Origin of the sequence: Bartonella sp. ML70XJBT (genome assembly GCF_028618425.1) — a bacterium.
Classification (GTDB): Bacteria; Pseudomonadota; Alphaproteobacteria; order Rhizobiales; family Rhizobiaceae; genus Bartonella.
Map to the genome: position 1 here is coordinate 51,176 of NZ_JAQISX010000002.1, position 21,430 is coordinate 72,605.

Consider the following 21,430-nt stretch of genomic DNA (forward strand, 5'->3'; position numbering starts at 1 on the left):
TGGTTTGTGATTCTTTCATGAAGCATAAATGGGTGTAGGGAGTGTGTTAGATCATTTATGAATGATCCTAAGAAAGAGTAGCCTATTTACATAGGTGTTTTTTTATTTTTTACAAAGGTCTTTTCTATCATTATCCTGCTCGTAAGAGGCGTGTAGCGTTGTTGTGTCCGAAAAGATAAAGGAGTAACCGTAAAGCTTGTCCTTGCTCAGAAGAAAGATGAGGATCACGTTGTAAAAATAAGCGTGCGTCCTTTCTTGCTATTGACAAAAGATCACTGTGAACAGCAAGATTTGCTATATGAAATTCAGGAACTCCAGATTGTTTTGTTCCTAAAAGTTCTCCTTCGCCTCGCAAGCGCCAATCTTCTTCGGCAATTTCAAAACCATCTTCTGTATTGCGGATAATATTCAGGCGTTTTGCCGCTGTTTTGGTGAGTGGATCTTTATAGAGCAAAATACAGGAAGATTTTTTATCGCCTCGTCCTACACGTCCACGCAATTGGTGCAATTGTGAAAGGCCAAAATGTTCTGCATGTTCGATGATAATAATCGAAGCGTCTGGAATATCCACGCCTACTTCAATGACGGTCGTTGCAACTAAAATACGTGTATTTCCGCATTTAAAAGATGCCATAGCTGCTTCTTTTTCTGCTGTAGACATTTTACCATGGATCATCCCAACACGTGCTCCAAAGCGCTCATGAAGAAACGCAAAACGATTTTCAATTGAAGTGAGATCAAGAGCTGTCGATTCCTCCACTAAAGGACAAATCCAATAGAGTTTTTCTTCTTTTTCGAGTGCAATTGCGATTCGTTCTATAAGTTCATGCATACGTTTTAAAGAAAGCATTGCTGTTGTAATGGGTTGTCGTCCCATTGGTTTTTCTGTAATTTTGGATACATCCATGTCACCAAAAGCTGTTAAGACAAGTGTGCGGGGAATGGGCGTGGCGGTCATGACCAGCATATCCGGTTTATTGCCTTTTTCTGTAAGGGCAATACGTTGATGCACACCAAAACGGTGTTGTTCATCGATAATGGTTAAGGCGAGATTGTTATAAGTAACGCTGTCTTGTATAAGAGCATGGGTTCCAATGACAATAGAAACTTGACCTGACAAAATATCATTCAAAATATTTGTCCGCAATTTTCCTTTTTCTCGTCCTGTTAAAAGTGTTGTTTGTAAGCCTATCTTTTCGGCAAGAGGGGCAATGGTGGCAAAATGTTGCCGAGCAAGCACTTCTGTGGGGGCCATTAAAGCTGATTGCCCTGAATTTTCAGCAATTTGTGCCATTGCCATCAGTGCCACGACTGTTTTTCCTGCGCCTACATCGCCTTGAAGTAATCTTAGCATCGGTTCTGGTGAAGAAAGATCATTGGCAATGTCTTCCACTGCTTTTATCTGTCCCTTTGTGAGCTGAAAGGGGAGAACATTAAGCAATTTTTTCGTATAAATTTCCGTTGATGGTCGAGGAATTCCAACAAGAGATTTGGTTTTCAAACGCACAAGACCTAGCGCCAATTGGCAAGCGAGGAGTTCATCATAGGCAAGACGTTTACGTGCTGTACTTTCTAGAGCTAGATCATCGGGATTAATAGGGGCATGGATACGGCGTAAAGCAACAGAAAAGGAAGAAAAATTTTGCTGTTTTTTAACATTTTCATCTATCCATTCTGGAAGAAGAGGAATAAAATCGAGAGCGTTTTGTATAGCACGTCTTAACGTCTTTGGGGCGAGTCCGGCGGTAGAGGAGTAAACAGGTTCAATGAGAGGAATCTGATTTGATTGTTCGCTCGGGATTATATGGTCGGGATGGGCCATTGAAAGTTGCCCATTAAACCATTCAACTTTTCCTGATACAATGACTTTTTTTCCTTCAGAGAGTTGTTTTTTGAGCCAAAGAGGCTGAGCATGAAAAAAGACTAAATTTATTTTTCCTGTTTGATCATGGGCAATAACACGATAGGGAATTCGATTATGACCACGGGGTGGAGGCTGGTGTTGATCAATGACAATTTCTAGCGTAACAGTCTCTCCTTCTTTTGCATGAGCAATGCTGGGACGCATTCTGCGGTCTATAACAGAATGGGGCATCAATTGAAGAAGATCAATAAGGGTTGCTTCACGTTGTGTTGGATTAATATTTAAAAGTTTTGTCAGTAAGCCATAGACTTTAGGTGTAATACCAGAAAGGGTTCGAATAGAATTAAAAAGAGGGGTAAGAAGACTTGGAGGCATGAGGAAATTTAACCTGCTCTTTTTGTTTTTTCTAGACCTTTAGAAGAGCTTTTTTGGGGATAAATTCATAAAGAGAAAATTGTTTTATTAACTTTATTGAGTGTTAGGAAGAAAAATGAATATTTAATGAGAAATACAATAAAAGAATACTAAAATTAAAGGGCTTATATGGGTATATTTTTCTTCTTTTTATTTTAGGCTTTTATTTGCTGTGAATAGAGGTCTTTTCTTGATGGAACTCTCTTATAAAGATCTGTAAAATTGGGATATTTTCCTATGTGGGATGATAAATTTATAGCTTTAACGTTATGTTAGTGTAAAATTTTTTCTTTAAGGGATGCTGTTTTGCATTTAGTTTGTAATAGGAAATTGTGAGAGTGATCAAAGATAAAAATAAACTGCAAAAAGACAAAAATTCTCTTCCTCGCTTTATTCATTTAAGAGTGCATTCAGCTTATTCTTTGCTTGAAGGGGCTTTAAAAATCCCGCAAATTATTCAACAGGCGATTTCAGATCATGCTCCAGCGGTTGCTATTAGTGATACCAATAATTTATTTGGGGCTTTGGAATTTTCGCAGTATTGTCTTTCTCATGGGATTCAACCTATTATTGGTTGTCAGCTTACCATTGATTTTTGTGATGAAAATAATCATTCACGTTTGGTTAAAGGACAGAATGCTTTTGATTTTTGTTCGATCGTTCTGTTGGCTGCTAGTAAAACCGGTTATGCTCATTTGGTTCGTCTTGTAAGCCGTGCTTATCTTGATAAATGTGATACTGATCCTCCTCATATTAAAGCTGATTGGTTGGCGGCACACAGTGAAGGCATAATCGCTTTAACGGGCGGTAAGGGAGGACCTATTAATCTTTCCTTGGCAGAAGAAAAAAAAGAACGCGCTATTGAGCGCTTAATTTATTTGAAAAAAACTTTTTCTGACCGTCTTTATGTGGAATTACAACGGCATGGCTCTTATGACAAAGGGGTAGAAGCAGATCTTATTGAATTAGCCTATGCACATGAAGTTCCTCTTGTTGCAACGAATGAAGCTTTTTTTCTGAATAGGGAAGGGTATGAAGCCCATGATGCGTTAATGGCTGTTTCAGAAGGACAAATCGTCTCTAATCCAGATCGCAAACGGGTAACCCCAGATCATTATTTGAAATCACAAGATGAAATGGTTGCACTGTTTTCTGATCTTCCAGAAGCTTTAGAAAATAGTGTTGAAATTGCATTGCGTTGTCATATTGCCACGCCTCTTCGAAAACCGATATTGCCTCGTTTTATAGAACAATCTGCTAGTTCAGAAATTACTTTAGAAACAGAAGATAGTGAGTTATTAAATCAAGCTAAAAGTGGTTTGAAGATGCGACTTGAAACAATTGGATTGGCTGAAGGGTATACGATCGCAGATTATGAACAGCGGCTTGATTATGAGGTCTCAGTTATTACGCGTATGCAATTTTCTGGATATTTTCTTATCGTTTCAGATTTCATAAAATGGGCGAAGATTCATGATATTCCTGTTGGTCCAGGGCGGGGTTCTGGTGCTGGTTCACTTGTTGCTTATGCATTGACGATTACCGATGTTGATCCATTGCGTTTTTCTCTTCTCTTTGAACGTTTTCTCAATCCAGATCGTATTTCGATGCCAGATTTTGATATCGATTTTTGTCAAGAGCGGCGTGAAGAAGTTATTCAATATGTTCAAAAAAAATATGGACGTGATCAAGTTGCTCAAATTATTACCTTTGGTAAGTTGCAAGCCCGTGCAGTTTTACGTGATGTAGGGCGTGTTTTAGAAGTTCCTTATCGTCAGGTAGACTATCTTACAAAATTAATTCCTGCAACGCCAGGAAGTCAGGTAGAATTAGCGGATGCGATTAAGGATGAACCTAAATTTGAAGAGGAAAAGAAAAAAGATCCGCTCATTGGACGCGCATTAGATATAGCACTTCAGTTGGAGGGACTTTATCGTCACGCTTCCACTCATGCTGCAGGAATTGTTATTGGAGATCGTCCGCTTTGGGAGCTTGTCCCAATGTATCGTGATCCTCGTTCTGATATGCCTGTTACACAATTTAACATGAAATATGTTGAACAGGCAGGGCTGGTAAAGTTTGATTTTCTTGGGTTAAAAACGCTTACTGTTTTAAAAATGGCCGTTGACTTTGTTGCTAGACAAGAGATCAAAATAGATTTGTCAAATATCCCTCTGAATGATGAAGAAACCTATGCTATGATGGCGCGGGGTGAAACGGTTGGTGTGTTTCAGGTGGAAAGTTCTGGCATGCGCAAAGCGCTGATTGGAATGAAGCCAGATTGTATTGAAGATATTATTGCGCTGGTTGCGCTTTATCGTCCTGGTCCAATGGAGAATATTCCAACCTATAATGCACGCAAACACGGGGAAGAGAAAATTGCTTCTATTCATCCTAAAATAGATCATCTGATTAAAGAAACACAAGGTGTTATAGTTTATCAAGAACAGGTGATGCAGATTGCTCAGGTGCTGGCTGGTTATTCGCTTGGAGAAGCTGATTTATTACGTCGTGCTATGGGAAAAAAAAATCATGCAGAAATGCAAAAACAGCGTACACGTTTTGTCAATGGAGCCGTTGCTGGTGGAGTTGATAAAGAGCAAGCTGATATTATCTTTGATCTTTTAGCAAAATTTGCTGATTATGGATTTAATAAATCGCATGCTGCTGCTTATGCAATTGTTTCTTATCAAACAGCTTATATGAAAGCCAATTATCCCGTTGAGTTTTTAGCTGCTTCAATGACGCATGATATGATGAATACCGATAAGCTCAATGATTTTCGGCGTGAGGCATTAAGGCTGGGTATTGAAGTTATTGCACCTTCTATACAAACATCTCATCGTATTTTTGAGGTTGCTGATAATTGTATTTATTATTCTCTTGCTGCCATTAAAGGGGTGGGAGAAACAGTTGTCGATCATATCGTCACTTGTCGTGGAAATAAGATTTTTAAGGATCTGGAAGATTTTTGTGCACGTGTTGATCTTCGTATTGTTAATAAGCGTGCAATGGAAAGTTTAGTTTGTGCTGGTGCTTTTGATTGCTTTAATATTGCACGTGAGGTTTTATTAGCCAATCTTGGAACACTTCATGCGCGGGCACTTCGTATTCTCGATGATAATTCTAGTGGGCAGTTTGATATATTTGGAATGGAAGGCGGATTAAAAGAACCATTAATTTTATCCCAAACGACTCCTTGGTCGTTAGCTGAGAAACTTTATAGAGAATTTCAAGCAATAGGCTTTTACTTTTCTGCTCATCCATTGGATGAATATCAAGCTATTCTCACCAAAAAACGTGTTCAGACTTGGAGTAATTTTGCCAATGCTGTTAAAGGAGGGGCAACGGCTGCACGGCTTGCTGGAACCGTTGTAGCAAAAAGTATACGTAAAACAAAGTCTGGTAAAAAAATGGGAATTATTCATTTTTCTGATACAAGTGGACAATATGAGGCTATTCTCTTTTCTGAAGTACTTTCGGATTATGAGGAGATGCTAGAACCTGGAAAGTCTTTTATTATTACGGTGAGCGCAGAAAATCGCTCTGAAGGGATTAGTTTGCGAATTGAGACAATTCAGTCTTTGGAAAAGGAAGCATTACAGCAGCATAAAATGATGCGTCTTTTTATAAAAACAGTTGATATGCTTCCACAAATTGAACAAAATTTAAAGCTTGGGGGACATGGAGAGGTTGGGCTTATTTTAATTCAAGAAGATGGATTGCGAGAAGTGGAAATTGCACTTCCAAAGCGATATAAGGTCAATTCACATGTTGCAAATGCTATGAAATTAATTCAGGGTATTGTCGATGTGGAATTGAGTTAAAATGAGATTAAAGATAGAGGCTATTGGGGGAATTTTTTTGCTTTTGGAAAAGTTGAAAGTTGAGCTTTAAAAATCAGATAGGTGATTTCGAAAGATCTTGCTTTTATTTGGGTAAATTATGATGGACTTTTAGTGTCATAAAGTCAAAAAGTCTCTTTCTTTGGTAATATTCAAAGTATTGAAAGAATTTTATAAATTTTTATCATTACTTTTTATGGAATTCATCGCATCATACATATAAAGCCAATGGAGGCTTGACATAATGCTCTCAGGTGTACGAATTTTCATCATGAGATTACGGGCTATTGCTATGGGGCCGATTGCATGATAAGATAATCTATTGAAATCTCCACGTTTTTTGACTGCTGTGATGCGGGGGATACGTGTTGCTTCGTAAAGCAAAAGTGCTTTTGTTAATGAAAGATCTTTCAATGAAAGTACTTCTGCTAATGTTGCAGCATCTTCGATTGCCATAGCAGCCCCTTGCGCTGCAAAAGGTAAAGCTGCATGCGCACAATCGCCAACAAATACTTGTCTCTCTAAGCCTAGAAAACGATTTCGTTTCATGTGAAAGAGCGGCCAATACCTCCATTCATCAATATGATCAAAGATTTGTAATATTTTTGAATTCCAACCTTTAAAAAGAGATTTGAGTTTTTCTTTATCTCCTTTATGGGCCCATCCTTCTTTTGAACTTTCTCCATTCGTGATGGCAACAAAATTAAAAATTTTTTCTGATGACTGAAGGGGATAGACAACAAGATGATTGTTGGGGCCCATCCACGCTGTGATTGTCTTCATATTTTGCAACGAAGAACGAAAGTTTTGGGGAAGATTATCAGATTCTGTTGTTGCACGCCAAGCAATAAAGCCACTAAAATTTGCTTTTTCATGAAAAGGAGATTGTTGCCGTAATGTTGACCAAACACCATCACACCCGATCAGGAGGGGCGTTGAATAAAGCTGTTTTGTTGCTGTATCTGCTTTTATTGTCGTTATTTTAATGTTGGTTGCAGAGTGGGTAGAAGATATGATTGTTTCGCCTGCTTTGTATTTAATGAGAGGGTTTTCAATTACTGCATTATATAAAATTTTTTGTAAAGCCGCACGATGAATGGTCATATAAGGGGCTTTCCAATATTTTTCTGTTAGATTGATAAGATGAGCATGTAGACGTGTTTTTAAAGATATTCCATCTTTTAACGCAAGAAAATCTGGGATTATTGCGACTTCAGTGAGTTTGTTAAGAAGGTTCCAGTGAGCAAAAATAGACGTTGCATTTGGAGTGAGTTGAATACCAGCACCTATCGTTTCAAGTTGCTTACACTTTTCGAGGATGGTGCTTGCAATTCCTTTATGAGCAAGTGCTAAAGCGGTGCTTAAACCAGCAATTCCTCCTCCAACGATGATGGGTGATTTCTCCACAAATGATTTCATATTAAATAAGCAAAACTAAAAGAGTGGTAAAAAGCCCGATAACGCATTATACTAGATCTTCTGGATGATATAAACATCCTGTTGGGTTTGTTTGATCGTAGGAAAGTGAAGAAACATAACGATAAAGGGTTGAGCAATAAGGGCAGATTTTCTCATCTGCTGCTCCCATATCGATAAAGATATGGGGATGATCGAATGGTTGTGTCGCCCCTACACACATAAATTCTTTCACACCAATTTCAATTGTTTTATATCCAAGATCATTTTGGAAATGGGGGATGTTATGATCAGCCATGGTGTATAAACTCCAGAATAAATTGTTTCATCACGTATGATAAGGCTCTTCTATTTTACAAGCGTGAGTTTGTAATAATGCTTATAATAATGCAAGATTCTTTTTAAGGAAAAGTGCTCTTCTTTTATGCTATATAGAATAATTTTCATGTGTTTAGCACTTTGCGTATGGAACTTGTTTCTAAGTATTTTTAAATATTAAATGGAAACATAATAATAAAAATGAGACATTGATGTATTATGAAGATGATAACATATTATAGAGTGTTATGTGCGGTATTTCATCAAGGATTTTAGAAAGTATAAAATAAGATTAATGAGCATATATGGAACAGAGGGTGGTAGATAAAATTTCTATATCGGATATAACAATGAAAAATCCGGTGCGGTTTATTAATCGAGAATTTTCATGGCTACAATTTAATAATCGTGTTTTGATGGAAGCGGCTAATTCGAAACATCCTTTATTAGAACGCTTACAATTTCTTTCGATTTCAGCAACAAATCTTGATGAGTTTTTTATGGTTCGTGTTGCTGGTCTTGTAGCTCAAATTCGTGCTCATGTTACAGCGTGCAGTGCAGATGGGTATACTCCACAGGAACAACTTGATGTTGTGTTAGCTGAGATTTCACAGTTGCAGGCTCATCAACTACGGGAATTGAATGTTTTACGTGGTGAATTAAAAAAGAATAATATTGAAATTATTTGTTCTGATGATCTTTCAGAAATTGAAAAATCATGGCTTGAAAAATATTTTCTTGATACAATTTTGCCTGTTTTAAAACCTTTGCCTGTTAATTCTACACATCCTTTTCCCTTTATTCCTAATTTAGGGCTTTGTCTTGCATTTCAATTGTCCGAAGAGGCAGATCAATACGCATGTACAGTTTTATTGCCCATTTCAAAGCTTTTGAGGCGTTTTATTCTTCTTCCTCAAGAAGAAGGGCATGATTTTCGTTTTATTGCATCTGAAGATGTTATTTATCTTTTTATCAAATATCTATTTCCTCACCATGAGATTAGTGAAATTGGTATATTTAGAGTGATTCGTGATAGCGATATTGAAGTAGAAGAAGAAGCGGAGGATCTTGTTCATTTTTTTGAAAAGGCACTTAAAAGGCGGCGGCGTGGGCAGGTTATTCGTGTTGAATTTGACGCAAAAATGCCAGAGAATTTACGCCAATTTATAGCAAATTGTCTTGTTGTTCCTGATAACTGTATTCATGTTCTTGATGGGCTTTTGGCACTTAATATGGTTTCAGAAATTGTTTCTATTCCCCGTGATGAGCTCAAATTTATCCCCTATATTCCTCGTGTTCCGGAATCTCTTCGTAAACATAATGGGGATTGTTTTGCGGCTATTCGTGAAAATGATATTGTGATTCATCACCCTTATGAAACATTTGATGTTGTTGTCCAATTTTTACGTCAAGCTGCCCACGATCCTGATGTTGTGGAAATCAAACAAACACTTTATCGCACATCAAATGATAGTCCAATTGTTAGTGCTTTGATTGAAGCCGCTAAACGGGGAAAGTCTGTGACTGCTTTGGTAGAACTTAAAGCACGTTTTGATGAGGAAGCAAATATTCGTTGGGCACGGGATCTTGAATGTGCTGGAGTTCAAGTTATTTTTGGTTTTATTACCTTAAAAACACATGCCAAGATGTCTCTGGTTGTGAGACGTGAAGGAAAACATCTTTGTTCTTATGTTCATCTTGGAACAGGAAATTATCATCCCGTTAACGCTAAAACTTATACGGATCTTTCTTTTTTTTCCACGAACGATGATATCGCTCATGATGTTGTGTTATTGTTCAATTATATTGCGCAATATGAGCGTCCACATGAAACAATGAAGATTGCGTTTTCACCCTTAACTTTGCGTGGTCGTATTCTTCAACATATTGAAGAAGAAATTGCTCATGCCCAACAAGGAAAGTTTGCTGCTATTTGGATGAAAGTAAATGCATTGGTTGATCCTGAAATTATTGATGCTTTATATCGAGCTAGTCAAGCAGGGGTACAAATTGATTTGGTTGTGCGGGGGATATGTTGTTTACGTCCTCGTATTCCAGGAATTTCGGATAATATTCGTGTAAAATCAATTGTTGGGCGTTTTCTTGAACATAGTCGTATTTTTTGTTTTGGGAATGGTCAAGATTTGCCTAATGAAAATGCACTTGTTTACTTAGGCTCTGCTGATATGATGCCTCGTAATCTAAACTACCGTGTTGAAATATTGGTTCCAGTTTTTAATAAAATAGTGCGGCGGCAGATTCTTTTACAAATTATGGTGGCTAATCTCATTGATAATCAACAAAGCTTTGATATACTCAAGGATGGAACATCAAAACGTATCACACCGCAGAGAGGTGAAAGTCCGTTTAATGCGCAGGAGTATTTTATGGCCAATACAGGTTTTGCGGGGGAGAATGAGTCTTTTGAATCTTCCATTTTGCGCTTGGTTGCATTGCACCGGCAACGAGCTGAAATCTATAAAGACTGAAATCCAATGACATATAGAGATGCTCAAGGCCGGTTAAAAGGGCGTAAGCCTGTTGCTGTTATTGACATTGGATCAAATTCTGTTCGGTTGGTTATTTATGAGGGGCTTGTTCGCTCACCAACGGTTTTGTTTAATGAAAAGATCCTTTGTGGTCTCGGTCATGGTGTAGCAAGAACGGGATTTTTAGAAGAAAAAGCGATGAAAATGGCGTTGCAAACGCTCAAGCGATTTCGTACGCTTTGTCAACAAATTGGAGCTGATGAGGTCTATACTTTAGCAACAGCAGCAGCACGAGATGCAAAAAATGGTGTCACGTTTATTCAAAGTGCTGAAGATATTATACAAAATAAAATATATCTGCTTTCAGGAAGTGAAGAAGCGATGTATTCAGCCTATGGGGTTGTTTCTACCTTTTATCAGCCAAAGGGTATTTCTGGAGATCTTGGGGGTGGAAGTCTAGAACTTATTGATATTGATCATTCTGATGTCGGTGAAGGGATAACGCTTCCATTGGGTGGTTTACGACTACAGTATATGTCAAATAATGATAGTGCTGTTGCTGCAAAAATTGTACATGAGCAATTTTATAAATCTTCTGTCTCACGTCCGTGTAAAGGTATGGCACGTCATTTTTATGCTGTAGGGGGGACATGGCGTAATTTGGCGAAACTCCATATGGCAATGAAACATTATCGACTCCCAGTTATGCATGGCTATGAAGTTGATGCTATGGAAATGGAGAGTTTTTTACGTTTTGTAGCAAGCGGCAATATTGATAATATGAGGGGGATTGCGGCGGTTTCACAGAATCGTCGGAAACTTTTATCGTATGGGGCAATTGTCCTTATTGAACTCATTCAGTGTATGGGGTTTGAAAAGATAATCTTTTCTGGTGCTGGCGTTCGTGAAGGTTTTCTTTATTCACGCTTGCCACAGGCGATTCGACTTTCAGACCCTCTCATTGCTGCCTGTACAGAAATGGCTATTTTACGGGCACGTTCTCCAAAACAAGCAGAAGAGCTTATTAATTTTACGACGAATGCCTTTGATGTTTTTGGAATTTCAGAAACTGAGAATGAATGCCGTTATCGTCAAGCGGCTTGTCTTCTTGCTGATATTGGTTGGCGTATACATCCAGATTATCGGGGTAATGAAGCAGCCAATCAGATAGCACTAGGGTCTTACCCAGGAATTTCTCATGAAGGGCGCCTTTATGCAGCGCTTGCTGTTTTTTTTCGCAATACGAGTGTACTGATTGATAAAGAATCTCTTCCTATTTTTCAATTAGCAAAGCAAAATCTTATTGAGAAAGCACATATCCTTGGTGAAACCATGCGTATTGCTCATCTTTTTAGCGCTTCTGTTGCAGGGATTTTACCTCATTTACTGTGGCTTAAAAAAGAAGATCATATTGTTTTGCAGATTCCCAAAAATTATGCTGGATTATTAGGAGAACGCCCTCTTGGACGATTAAAGAAGTTATCAAAAATAATAAATCAACCTCTTGCTTTTAAAATTTCTTGATTTTTCCTCCTAATTTATTCGCGTTTTAGATCTTAAAAGATTAGGTATTGCAATTTTGATTAAGAATTTTTTTAAACTTTTATGAAAAAATTCGTGTTTTTTAGATTTTTTTAACAAGGTTGTTATTTGGTTGATCTGACAAAGATTAAGCTGTCCTCTTTAGTAAGCGTTTATTATTTAAGTTTCTAAATTTGTCAGCAGCAGATTTTATTTATCCTATGAGCATACCAGTTGATGTAGATAATAAGGAGCGTAAAGGATTTTTTTTATGAGAATGTTTCAAATTTATTCAAAAGTTCTTTTATATTATTTCAAATAAAATTGATTTTATAAAGTACGATTACAATTTTTTTTCTTTTGAGTTTCCGCTCATCGTAATATAAAATAGGTCCCTCTTTAGGAGATTTTATAGAAATCTTAGAATGTGGGGGAAATGCCCATTAAAGCTGTTTTGTGCTTATTTTTCCATCATTAAAGTAAAAACCTATCTGCCCCTTTAGGAGTTGTTCGGCTTTTTGACCAAATATTTCATAGCGCCAACCATTCATAGCGGGGATATTTTTCTTCGTTCCTCCATTAGCAATTTTTTCTAAATCATTAGATGTTGCAATAATTTTAGGGGCAATACTGTTTTCGTTTGCAACAAGTTTTAATAATACTTTAAGCAGATCAATAACAGCGGCTGTTGTATCATTGAGTGGATTATGTTTGGGGATGGGAGGTAAAGTAGAAAGGTCGACCTCTAAACCTTCATGGATAGCTTTAATTAATGATTGTGCAATTGAGCGTTTATCCCAATTTTTATTAAGACTGCGCAATCGTTTTAATGCAGTTTCATCTTTTGGTTGTTGGGTTGCTATTTCTATAAGACATTCATCTTTCATGATATGGCGACGGGGTATATTGTATTTTCGTGCTTCACGTTCCCGCCAAGCTGCTATTTTTTGTAATACAGCAAGTTCACGCGGCTTTTTAACTTTTCCTTTCACCTTTTCCCATGCTTCATCTTCTGGCATATCATAGGTTTTGGGATTCAAAAGGACTGCTATTTCATCGTTCATCCAGTGAACACGTTGATTTTTTTCTAACCTCTTTTTTAAGAGGAGGTAAACATCTCTTAGATGAGTGACATCAGCAAGGGCATAGAGCAGTTGTTTTTCAGACAGCGGGCGACAACTCCAGTCTGTAAAGCGGGAGGATTTATCAAGATGATGTCCTGTGCAGCGTTGTACAATTTGATCATAGGAGATAGAATCACCAAATCCACAAATTGATCCTGCTATTTGTGTGTCGAAGAGAGGGGAAGGAATAACACCTCCAAGATGATAAATTGTTTCAATATCTTGGCGGGCAGCATGAAAAACTTTGACAACTTTTTTATTGATCATAAGGTCAAAAAAGGGCTGTAAATCAATATCTGGCGCTATGGGATCAATGAGAACTGTAACATCTGGTGATGCGAGCTGAATTAAACACAGTTGAGGCCAAAAAGTTGTTTCGCGGATAAACTCAGTATCAACTGTTACAAAGTCAGAGGTACGTAGAGTGTTAAGTGCGATTTCAAGATCTGTTGTTTGTGTAATAAGATTCATCATTCTATTATAATTCAATAAATTTAAATTTGTCTTTTATTGACTTTATTTTCGCGTTTTTATTCTCATATCTTGACAAATGGTTATTAAAAAGCGTTTGTAGCGCATGTGAATATTATAATCAAAGGCAAAAAAACATGCACCGTTATCGTAGTCATCATTGTGCGGCTCTTCGTAGATGTGATGTAGGAACACAAGTTCGTCTTTCGGGGTGGGTTCATCGTGTTCGTGATCATGGAGGAATTCTTTTTGTGGATTTACGTGATCATTTTGGAATCACACAAATTGTTGCGGATCCAGCTTCTCCGGCTTTTAAAGTTATTGAAAAAGTGCGTTCTGAATGGGTTATTCGTGTGGATGGGGAGGTATGTGCACGTTCTGATGAGGTTATTAATGCAACGCTTCCAACAGGTGAGATTGAAATTTTTGCACAAGAGGTAGAAATTCTTTCAAAATCTGAAGAGCTTCCTTTACCGGTTTTTGGTGAGCCTGATTATCCAGAAGATATCCGATTAAAATATCGTTTTCTTGATTTGCGTCGGGAGACTATGCACAAAAATATCATGCGTCGGACTGAAATTATTGCGGCTATGAGACGGGCTATGCAAAATAATGGTTTTACGGAGTTCACAACACCGCTTTTGACAGCCTCATCGCCGGAAGGTGCACGTGATTTTTTGGTTCCAAGTCGTGTTCATCAGGGAAAATTTTATGCACTACCGCAAGCACCACAACAATATAAACAGTTGTTGATGATGTCAGGTTTTGATCGTTATTTTCAAATTGCACCATGTTTTAGAGATGAGGATCCACGGGCTGACCGTCTTCCTGGTGAGTTTTATCAATTAGATGTTGAAATGAGTTTTGTTGAGCAGGAAGATGTTTTAACAACTATGGAATCTATTATGCGTTCTATTTTTGAAGAATTTGCAAATGGAAAAACAGTGACACAAAACTTTCCTCGCATTTCTTATGATGAAGCAATGCGGAAATACGGTTCTGATAAGCCGGACCTGCGTAATCCGATTATTATGGAAGATGTTTCTCAGCATTTTTACAATTCTGGTTTCAAAGTTTTTGCCCAGATTTTAGCAAATGATGAAAATGCACAAGTATGGGCTATTCCGGCTAAAACGGGTGGAAGCCGTGCTTTTTGTGATCGTATGAATGGATGGGCACAAGGTGAGGGACAACCTGGGCTTGGTTATATTTTCTGGCGTGAAGAGGACGGAAAATTTGAAGGAGCAGGGCCTATTGCCAAAAATATTGGTGAACAGCGAACTGAAGCGCTTCGTATGCAACTTGGACTTGAAAGTGGTGATGCTTGTTTTTTTGTAGCAGGAGATCCCAAAAAATTTGCATCTTTTGCTGGAGCAGCTCGCACACGGGTAGGAGAAGAATTAGACCTTGTCGATAGAGAGAGTTTCTCTTTAGCGTGGATTGTTGATTTTCCATTTTTTGAATGGAATGAAGATGAGAAAAAGATTGATTTTGCCCATAATCCTTTTTCTATGCCTCAAGGAGGAGAAAATGCTCTTGAGTGTCAAGATCCTCTTACGCTTAAAGCTTTTCAATATGATCTTGTTTGTAATGGTTATGAGATTGCATCCGGTGGAATTCGTAATCACTTGCCTGAAATGATGCTTAAAGTTTTTGAACTTGTAGGACTTTCTAAGGAAGTTGTGAAAGATCGTTTTGGTGGTCTTTATCGCGCATTCCATTATGGAGCTCCACCCCATGGCGGTATGGCTGCGGGAATTGACCGCATCATTATGCTGTTGCAAGGTGTTAAAAATTTACGTGAAGTTGCTTTATTTCCTATGAATCAACAGGCACTTGATCTTTTGATGAGTGCGCCATCTGATGTTTCTTCTACACAATTACGTGATTTAGGAATCCGCATGGCTCCTCCTCACAAAAATAATTCATAAAATCGATTTATAGATTGTTGTCGTCTCTTTCTCAGTAGTGCAAAACTTTGATGCATCTCAAGAGAATATCTGTTGTTTATGGACTTAGAGAGGTAAAAAATGCTATTATATTAATCCTTCAAGAGGCATTGTTTATAAAAAATATCTCTCAATGTAGTCGATCTTGTGTTATGATGCTCGCTCGTAAAGAATATAATTGAAAACCTCATGAATGATATAAAAGCCATTGCCATCTTTATTGATAAAGGATAAGTTCATCATTTTCCTTTCTAGGTTTTTATATTGCTGGTGGTTTTTGTATGCAAAGGGTCTCAGTATTTGGTTCCTTTCTTAGATAGTCGCTCCTTCCTTTGTGATAAACAGGAAAGTGATTGTGATTGATTTATTATGAATAAATTGGAAATGAGAAAACTTTAGAATACTTGGGATTTTATTTTAAGTTGTAAATGAATAAATTATCTTTATATATCAATACCTTATCTGTATTTTGTTGAAGTTTTTACAAGATTATAAAAGATAATTATCTCTCTTTGTGTTTATGAAAATAATGCATTTTAGCTTCTTATTAACTTAATCTTAAGCACTCTATAAGCTTTGAATATTTTTTAAGTTTTTCATAGAAAAACGGGATGAAGTTGTTATACAATCCACCTTTATATTAAAAGATGATTTTAAAAAGGTGCTTTTGTTAGCCCTAAAAGGATGGAATAGCTCTTTATAGCCGTTAAATTATATCATTGGATTTAGTAAAGCTTTCGATAAGATTTTTGTTGAGAATAATCTGTATGCAAAATATTTTTTTGGAAGAAATTGTTGTTGTTGAAAAAATGATAAAAACTTATTTCACATCGTTTTGAAAAGTTATATCGTAACTCCAGTTTGCTTAGTAATAATGGCGTAGTTTTTTAGATTTTTATTTATTTAAAAAGACTTGTTTCTTTCCTTAACAATGAAAATATTTTCTACTTCTTTTGGTTTATTTTTTATCTTTTAAAGAGGATCTTGAAAGAAGTTTTCGATAATGTATTAAATATTTTCATATATTGTTTAGAACAAGAGGGAAGAGATATGTATAAATTTTTCAAATTGATATAATTTTCTGTTCATGTTCTAATTACAACGTTTATTTTTATGTTGTTGACTTTTAATAAAAAAGTTTACTCATAAAAGTTTTCATTAAATAAATCCTACACAATAATTTCTTATTATTGTGGGAATTTTTGTTCTAACATTATGTCTGATAAAATGAATTTACCTTTTGATGATGAACATATTGAGCCAATAGAATTACGTTCTGCTTTACAGGAACGCTATTTAGCTTATGCACTTTCTACGATTACGCATCGTGCATTGCCTGATGTGCGTGATGGGTTGAAACCTGTCCATCGTCGGATTGTTCATGCAATGCGTCTTCTCAAACTGAACCCTGGACAATCTTATGCGAAATGTGCGCGGATTGTTGGTGATGTCATGGGAAAATTTCATCCTCATGGAGATGCTTCTATTTATGATGCTTTGGTGCGTTTGGCTCAAAGTTTTGCGGTTCGTTATCCGTTGGTTGATGGACAAGGCAACTTTGGTAATATTGATGGTGATAATGCTGCGGCTATGCGTTATACCGAAGCACGCATGACTGAAGTAGCTGCGTTGTTGCTTGAGGGAATTAATGAAAATGCTATTGATTTTCGTTTGACCTATAATGAAGAAGATGAAGAGCCTGTTGTTCTACCAGGTGCTTTTCCTAATCTTTTAGCCAATGGTTCTTCAGGTATTGCTGTTGGTATGGCAACATCTATTCCTCCTCACAATGTTGCTGAGCTCTGTGATGCGGCGCTGCATTTGATTGCACATCCGGATACGCGTGATGAGGATTTAAATCAATTTGTACTGGGACCTGATTTCCCAACCGGTGGTATTTTGGTTGAAGCTAAAAAGAGTATTGAGGAATCTTATCGTATAGGGCGGGGTTTTTTTCGATTACGTTCACGTTGGCATCAGGAAACTGGTAACCGTGGTTCTTATGTGATTGTTGTAACTGAAATTCCCTATCAAATTCAAAAGTCACGCCTTATTGAAAAAACTGCGGAATTGTTGCTTGCGCGACGCTTACCAATGCTTGAGGATATTCAAGATGAATCAGCAGAAGATATCCGCATTGTGCTTGTTCCTAAAAATCGATCGGTTGATCCTGAACTTCTTATGGAATCCCTTTTTAAATTGACTGATTTTGAAGTAAGGTTTCCTCTTAATCTTAATGTTCTATCTTTGGGAAAAAGACCCAATGTTCTCTCGCTGCGAGAAAGTTTGCAACAATGGCTTGAACATCGTCAAGAAGTACTTATTCGACGCTCTAACTATCGGCTTGATCAAATTGATGGCCGATTGGAAACTCTTCATGGCTATCTTATTGCCTATTTGAATCTCGATGAGGTCATTCAGATTATTCGTGAAGAAGATGAACCGAAAAAGGAGTTGATTAAGCGTTTTGAATTAACAGAAAATCAAGCTGAAGCTATTCTTAATATGCGTTTGCGCTCTCTACGTAAGCTTGAGGAATTTGAAATTCGTAAAGAATTTGAAAATTTAAAGGCTGAAAAAGAAAAACTACAGAATTTGTTAGCTTCTCCTATAAAACAATGGAAAATGATTTCAGAAGAAATTAAAAAAGTTCGCAATACTTTTGGTCCTGAAACGCTCTTAGGAAAAAGGCGTACGACATTTGAAGAAGCACCAAGACATGATCTTGACGATATTCAACAAGCAATGATCGAAAAAGAACCGGTGACTGTTGTTATTTCTGAAAAGGGGTGGATGCGTGCTTTGAAGGGACATTTGAACGACTATAAAGCGCTTTCTTTTAAAGAAGGAGACCGTTTAAAGTTAGCATTTCCTGCATTTACGACCGATAAGATTGTGCTGATAAGTACTGGTGGAAAGTTTTTTGCGCTTGGTGCAAATAGTTTGCCTGGAGGACGAGGACATGGTGAGCCCATTCGTCTTGTCGTTGATATGGATGATGAGCATGATGTTCTTACAGCTTTTGTGCATCATGCAGAAGAAAAATTGCTCTTAGTTTCATCTCAGGGCAATGGCTTTATTGTTCCTGCTACAGAAGTGATTGCCAATACACGAAAAGGAAAGCAAGTGATGAATGTGAAGTCTCCTGATAAGGTAAAGCTTTGTGTTTCGGTCAATGGTGATCATGTTGCCGTGGTTGGTGAAAACCGCAAAATGCTTATTTTTTCTATTGAACAAATACCGGAAATGAATCGTGGTAAAGGGGTTCGTTTACAACGTTACAAGGAAGGTGGTATTGTTGATGCCAAGACTTTTAATTTATCAGAAGGCTTAAGTTGGCAGGATACCGCTGAACGAATCTTTAACCGTCAAGCTGGTGATCTCATTGAATGGATGGGAACACGTGCGGGTGTCGGACGTCTGGTTCCAAAAGGATTTCCAAAATCAGGAAAATTTACCAATTAAATAATAGAACGTTTTTATTTCAAACCTATAAAAGTGTAAAAGAAATGCTTATTTGTTTTTATTATATGATAATACATTAATTTATAATAATATTATTCTTATCTCAAATAAGAGGCTCTAATATCTATAGATTTTGTTATTTAAACCTTCTTGATGTTGAAACAATCAAAATGATTTGTTTGTACACCATAAATGAATTGGTATTGTAAATAGAAATTTATAAAGAAAAGAATTAAATTTTTTTTATGAATTGTTTCAAGTACCAAGAGCTGTTGTAAGATTGGGAACTGAAATATAAATGTAATAGGTTTACACGCTTCATAAGTGTGAGAATGATAGAAAGTTTATATCATTCATAAGAGCTGTCGTGAAATGATTTGATGCTTTGAGAAGTGTATTATCTTTAAAAAAATATACGAATATTTAAGTCAAGGGGGTCCTATTTGGAGGCATTCTGTTTTGTGTGAAAGGCATATCTTTCTTGTTCAAGAAAGATTTTATTAATTTTCTCTTAAGCATGATTGTTCGTTAGGATTATGATGATATTGCCTAAAGAGATGACCACGTTCAGCCCATAAGACAAGAAGGATAGCAACGAGACTGAGAAAGAAAAATCCTGCTGAGTTTGGAATGGTTGTTTCATTAAATTGTTGGGCTATAAAAAAGCTCAGTCCTGCACCGATAGATGTTTGGAGGAAGCCGGAGACAGAAGAGGCTGTACCAGCAATTTCTCCCACAGATTCTAGAGCAAGTGTATTAAAATTGGCCATAATACCTCCGCAGGTAAACATTAATATACAATATAATGTCATATAAAAGGGGAAAGGGATAACGCCACCTGCTAAGATAGATCCAATAAACCAAATGCATGAAGTGGCACAAAAGAGCAAAAGCATCGTATGGGCAATACGCCGCATTCCAAGACGTCCAACAAGTTGAGAATTCATAAATGATGAAAAAGCCTGAAATGCAGCACCGATGGCAAATGCTATTGGAAACCAAAAGCCTAAATTATAAATTCCTTCATAGGTTTGTTGTGATGTATTAACAGCAATAAAAATGCAGCCTAAAATGATGGACGTTGCGAGTGTGTAGCAAAGTGTTGTACGATTTGTCACAACAATCCATAAGTTGTGTTTAATGGAAGAAAAGGAAAGAGGGCGTTGTTCATGGAGTGTTTCAGGCAAGCGAAATAGAATCCAAATCATCAACCCAAAACTAATCATTGCCATGAAAACAAAAATAAATTGCCAGTGCCCGAGCAGTAAAATGATTTGTCCTGTTGCGGGACCAATCATGGGCGCCACAAGAAAAACCATCATAACAATAGACATGACTTCTGCCATTTTACGACCACTGTAGAGATCACGGACGACAGAAACTGTAAGGACGCGCATAGACGCTCCCCCAATGCCTTGCAAGACACGCAAAATAAGCAAGAGAGAAAAATCAGTTACAAAGGCACAACCAATCGCCGTAAATGAGTAAAAAGCAAGCCCAATAAGCATAAGTTTACGTCGCCCATATCGATCGCTGATTGGACCAAAAAATATTTGAGAAATACCATAACTAATAAGATAACTCGAAATGATATAATGTTGATCATTCTCGTTGAGAACATTTAATCCTTCCAAAATATTGGGCATAGCTGGTAACATGATATCTACAGCTATAGCGTTAATAGCCATGAGTGAAGCAATTAGAATAACAAATTCTTTATAACCAATTTTTTTTCTAATCGCATCACTATGCGTTTGTTCATCAACTGAATATGACATATGGCATCCTTGAAATAAAAAAATTTCTTCTGAAAACAGCTCTTTTTAAGAGTCTGAATAAAATGAAAGATACCTATGACTGATTACAAGGAATATTCTTTTCTTTCAAAATTTTCTGTAACTCATTGTTTTGAAACATTTCTTTAACAATATCACAGCCTCCGATAAATTCACCTTTGATATAAAGCTGTGGAATTGTTGGCCAATTTGAATAGTCTTTGATCCCTTGACGCAATTCGTCGGAAGTCAGAATATTAATCCCTTTATAATTTAATCCTAAATAGTTAAGGATTTGAACAACCTGTCCTGAAAAACCACATTGTGGAGCATCAGGTGTTCCTTTCATGAATAAAATGACATCGTTTGCTTTAATTTCGTTGTCAATAAAATCACGAATAGTGGTCATTTTTATCCCTCAATATTTCAGATTTTTATAAGTGCATAATGTTCGCACTATTTTTTAATCTTATTGAATGAGTGAATGCAAGAAGAAATTTTAGATTATTTTGGGATATTTGTTTGTAACATTAAGGCGTGAAGTTCATTTCCCATATTACCTTTAAGGGCATCGTAGACCATTTTATGTTGCTGAACACGGGTTTTACCACGAAAACTTTCAGAAATAACTTCTGCAGCATAATGTTCCCCATCTCCAGCAAGATCACGAATTGTTACAGTAGCATCAGGAATACCTTCACGAATAAGCTTTTCAATTGTATGAGCACTCATTGCCATCATTATTCTCCTATGTCGTTCATTTTTTCGCAAGAGTTGTT

At 36.9% G+C, this 21,430-nt stretch carries 12 protein-coding genes; 5 read left to right on the forward strand and 7 right to left on the reverse strand.

What is annotated here, in order from left to right; genetic code table 11:
• Positions 1 to 130: 130 nt before the first annotated feature.
• Positions 131 to 2,239 carry an ATP-dependent DNA helicase RecG gene (recG, locus tag PVV65_RS01070; protein ID WP_273788883.1) on the reverse strand — a complete coding sequence of 703 codons (2,109 nt, stop codon included), beginning with the start codon at positions 2,237 to 2,239 and terminating at the stop codon, positions 131 to 133.
• Between the two features lie 377 nt (positions 2,240 to 2,616).
• On the opposite strand from recG, the gene dnaE reads away from it, so the two are divergent.
• A complete protein-coding gene (gene dnaE / locus PVV65_RS01075; RefSeq protein ID WP_273788884.1) occupies positions 2,617 to 6,105 on the forward strand; it encodes a DNA polymerase III subunit alpha in 3,489 nt (1,162 codons plus the stop codon).
• A 189-nt stretch (positions 6,106 to 6,294) separates the two neighbouring features.
• On the opposite strand, the gene PVV65_RS01080 is transcribed toward dnaE, so the two are convergent.
• A complete protein-coding gene (locus PVV65_RS01080) occupies positions 6,295 to 7,542 on the reverse strand; it encodes an FAD-binding protein (protein WP_273788885.1) in 1,248 nt (415 codons plus the stop codon).
• A gap of 46 nt (positions 7,543 to 7,588) precedes the next feature.
• Positions 7,589 to 7,837, reverse strand: coding sequence for a zinc-finger domain-containing protein (locus tag PVV65_RS01085; RefSeq protein ID WP_273788886.1), 249 nt, complete (start codon positions 7,835 to 7,837; stop codon positions 7,589 to 7,591).
• 325 nt (positions 7,838 to 8,162) lie between these two features.
• On the opposite strand from PVV65_RS01085, the gene PVV65_RS01090 reads away from it, so the two are divergent.
• On the forward strand, positions 8,163 to 10,346 hold the full coding sequence (locus PVV65_RS01090) for an RNA degradosome polyphosphate kinase (protein ID WP_273788887.1): 2,184 nt from the start codon (positions 8,163 to 8,165) through the stop codon (positions 10,344 to 10,346).
• Positions 10,347 to 10,352: 6 nt separating this feature from the next.
• Entirely contained in the window at positions 10,353 to 11,870 is a 1,518-nt protein-coding gene (gene ppx, locus PVV65_RS01095; RefSeq protein WP_273788888.1) for an exopolyphosphatase, read from the forward strand.
• Between the two features lie 440 nt (positions 11,871 to 12,310).
• Here ppx and rnd read toward each other — a convergent pair whose 3' ends face one another.
• The gene (gene rnd / locus PVV65_RS01100; protein WP_273788889.1) at positions 12,311 to 13,465 is read right to left on the reverse strand and encodes a ribonuclease D; all 1,155 of its coding nucleotides are present in this window, start codon (positions 13,463 to 13,465) and stop codon (positions 12,311 to 12,313) included.
• 134 nt (positions 13,466 to 13,599) lie between these two features.
• Here rnd and aspS point away from each other — a divergent pair, with 134 nt between their 5' ends.
• Positions 13,600 to 15,393 carry an aspartate--tRNA ligase gene (aspS, locus tag PVV65_RS01105; protein ID WP_273788890.1) on the forward strand — a complete coding sequence of 598 codons (1,794 nt, stop codon included), beginning with the start codon at positions 13,600 to 13,602 and terminating at the stop codon, positions 15,391 to 15,393.
• Between the two features lie 1,233 nt (positions 15,394 to 16,626).
• On the forward strand, positions 16,627 to 18,876 hold the full coding sequence (parC, locus tag PVV65_RS01110; protein WP_273788891.1) for a DNA topoisomerase IV subunit A: 2,250 nt from the start codon (positions 16,627 to 16,629) through the stop codon (positions 18,874 to 18,876).
• Between the two features lie 500 nt (positions 18,877 to 19,376).
• Here the strand turns inward: parC and PVV65_RS01115 are convergent, their stop codons facing one another.
• The 3 genes from PVV65_RS01115 to PVV65_RS01125 form a co-directional block, all read right to left on the reverse strand.
• Positions 19,377 to 20,654, reverse strand: a complete 1,278-nt coding sequence (locus PVV65_RS01115) for a multidrug effflux MFS transporter (RefSeq protein WP_273788892.1) — start codon at positions 20,652 to 20,654, stop codon at positions 19,377 to 19,379.
• 73 nt (positions 20,655 to 20,727) lie between these two features.
• Positions 20,728 to 21,060 carry a Grx4 family monothiol glutaredoxin gene (grxD, locus tag PVV65_RS01120; RefSeq protein WP_273788893.1) on the reverse strand — a complete coding sequence of 111 codons (333 nt, stop codon included), beginning with the start codon at positions 21,058 to 21,060 and terminating at the stop codon, positions 20,728 to 20,730.
• 95 nt (positions 21,061 to 21,155) lie between these two features.
• Complete coding sequence (locus tag PVV65_RS01125; RefSeq protein WP_273788983.1) at positions 21,156 to 21,389, reverse strand: BolA family transcriptional regulator; 234 nt, start codon at positions 21,387 to 21,389, stop codon at positions 21,156 to 21,158.
• Between the last annotated feature and the right edge of the window lie 41 nt (positions 21,390 to 21,430).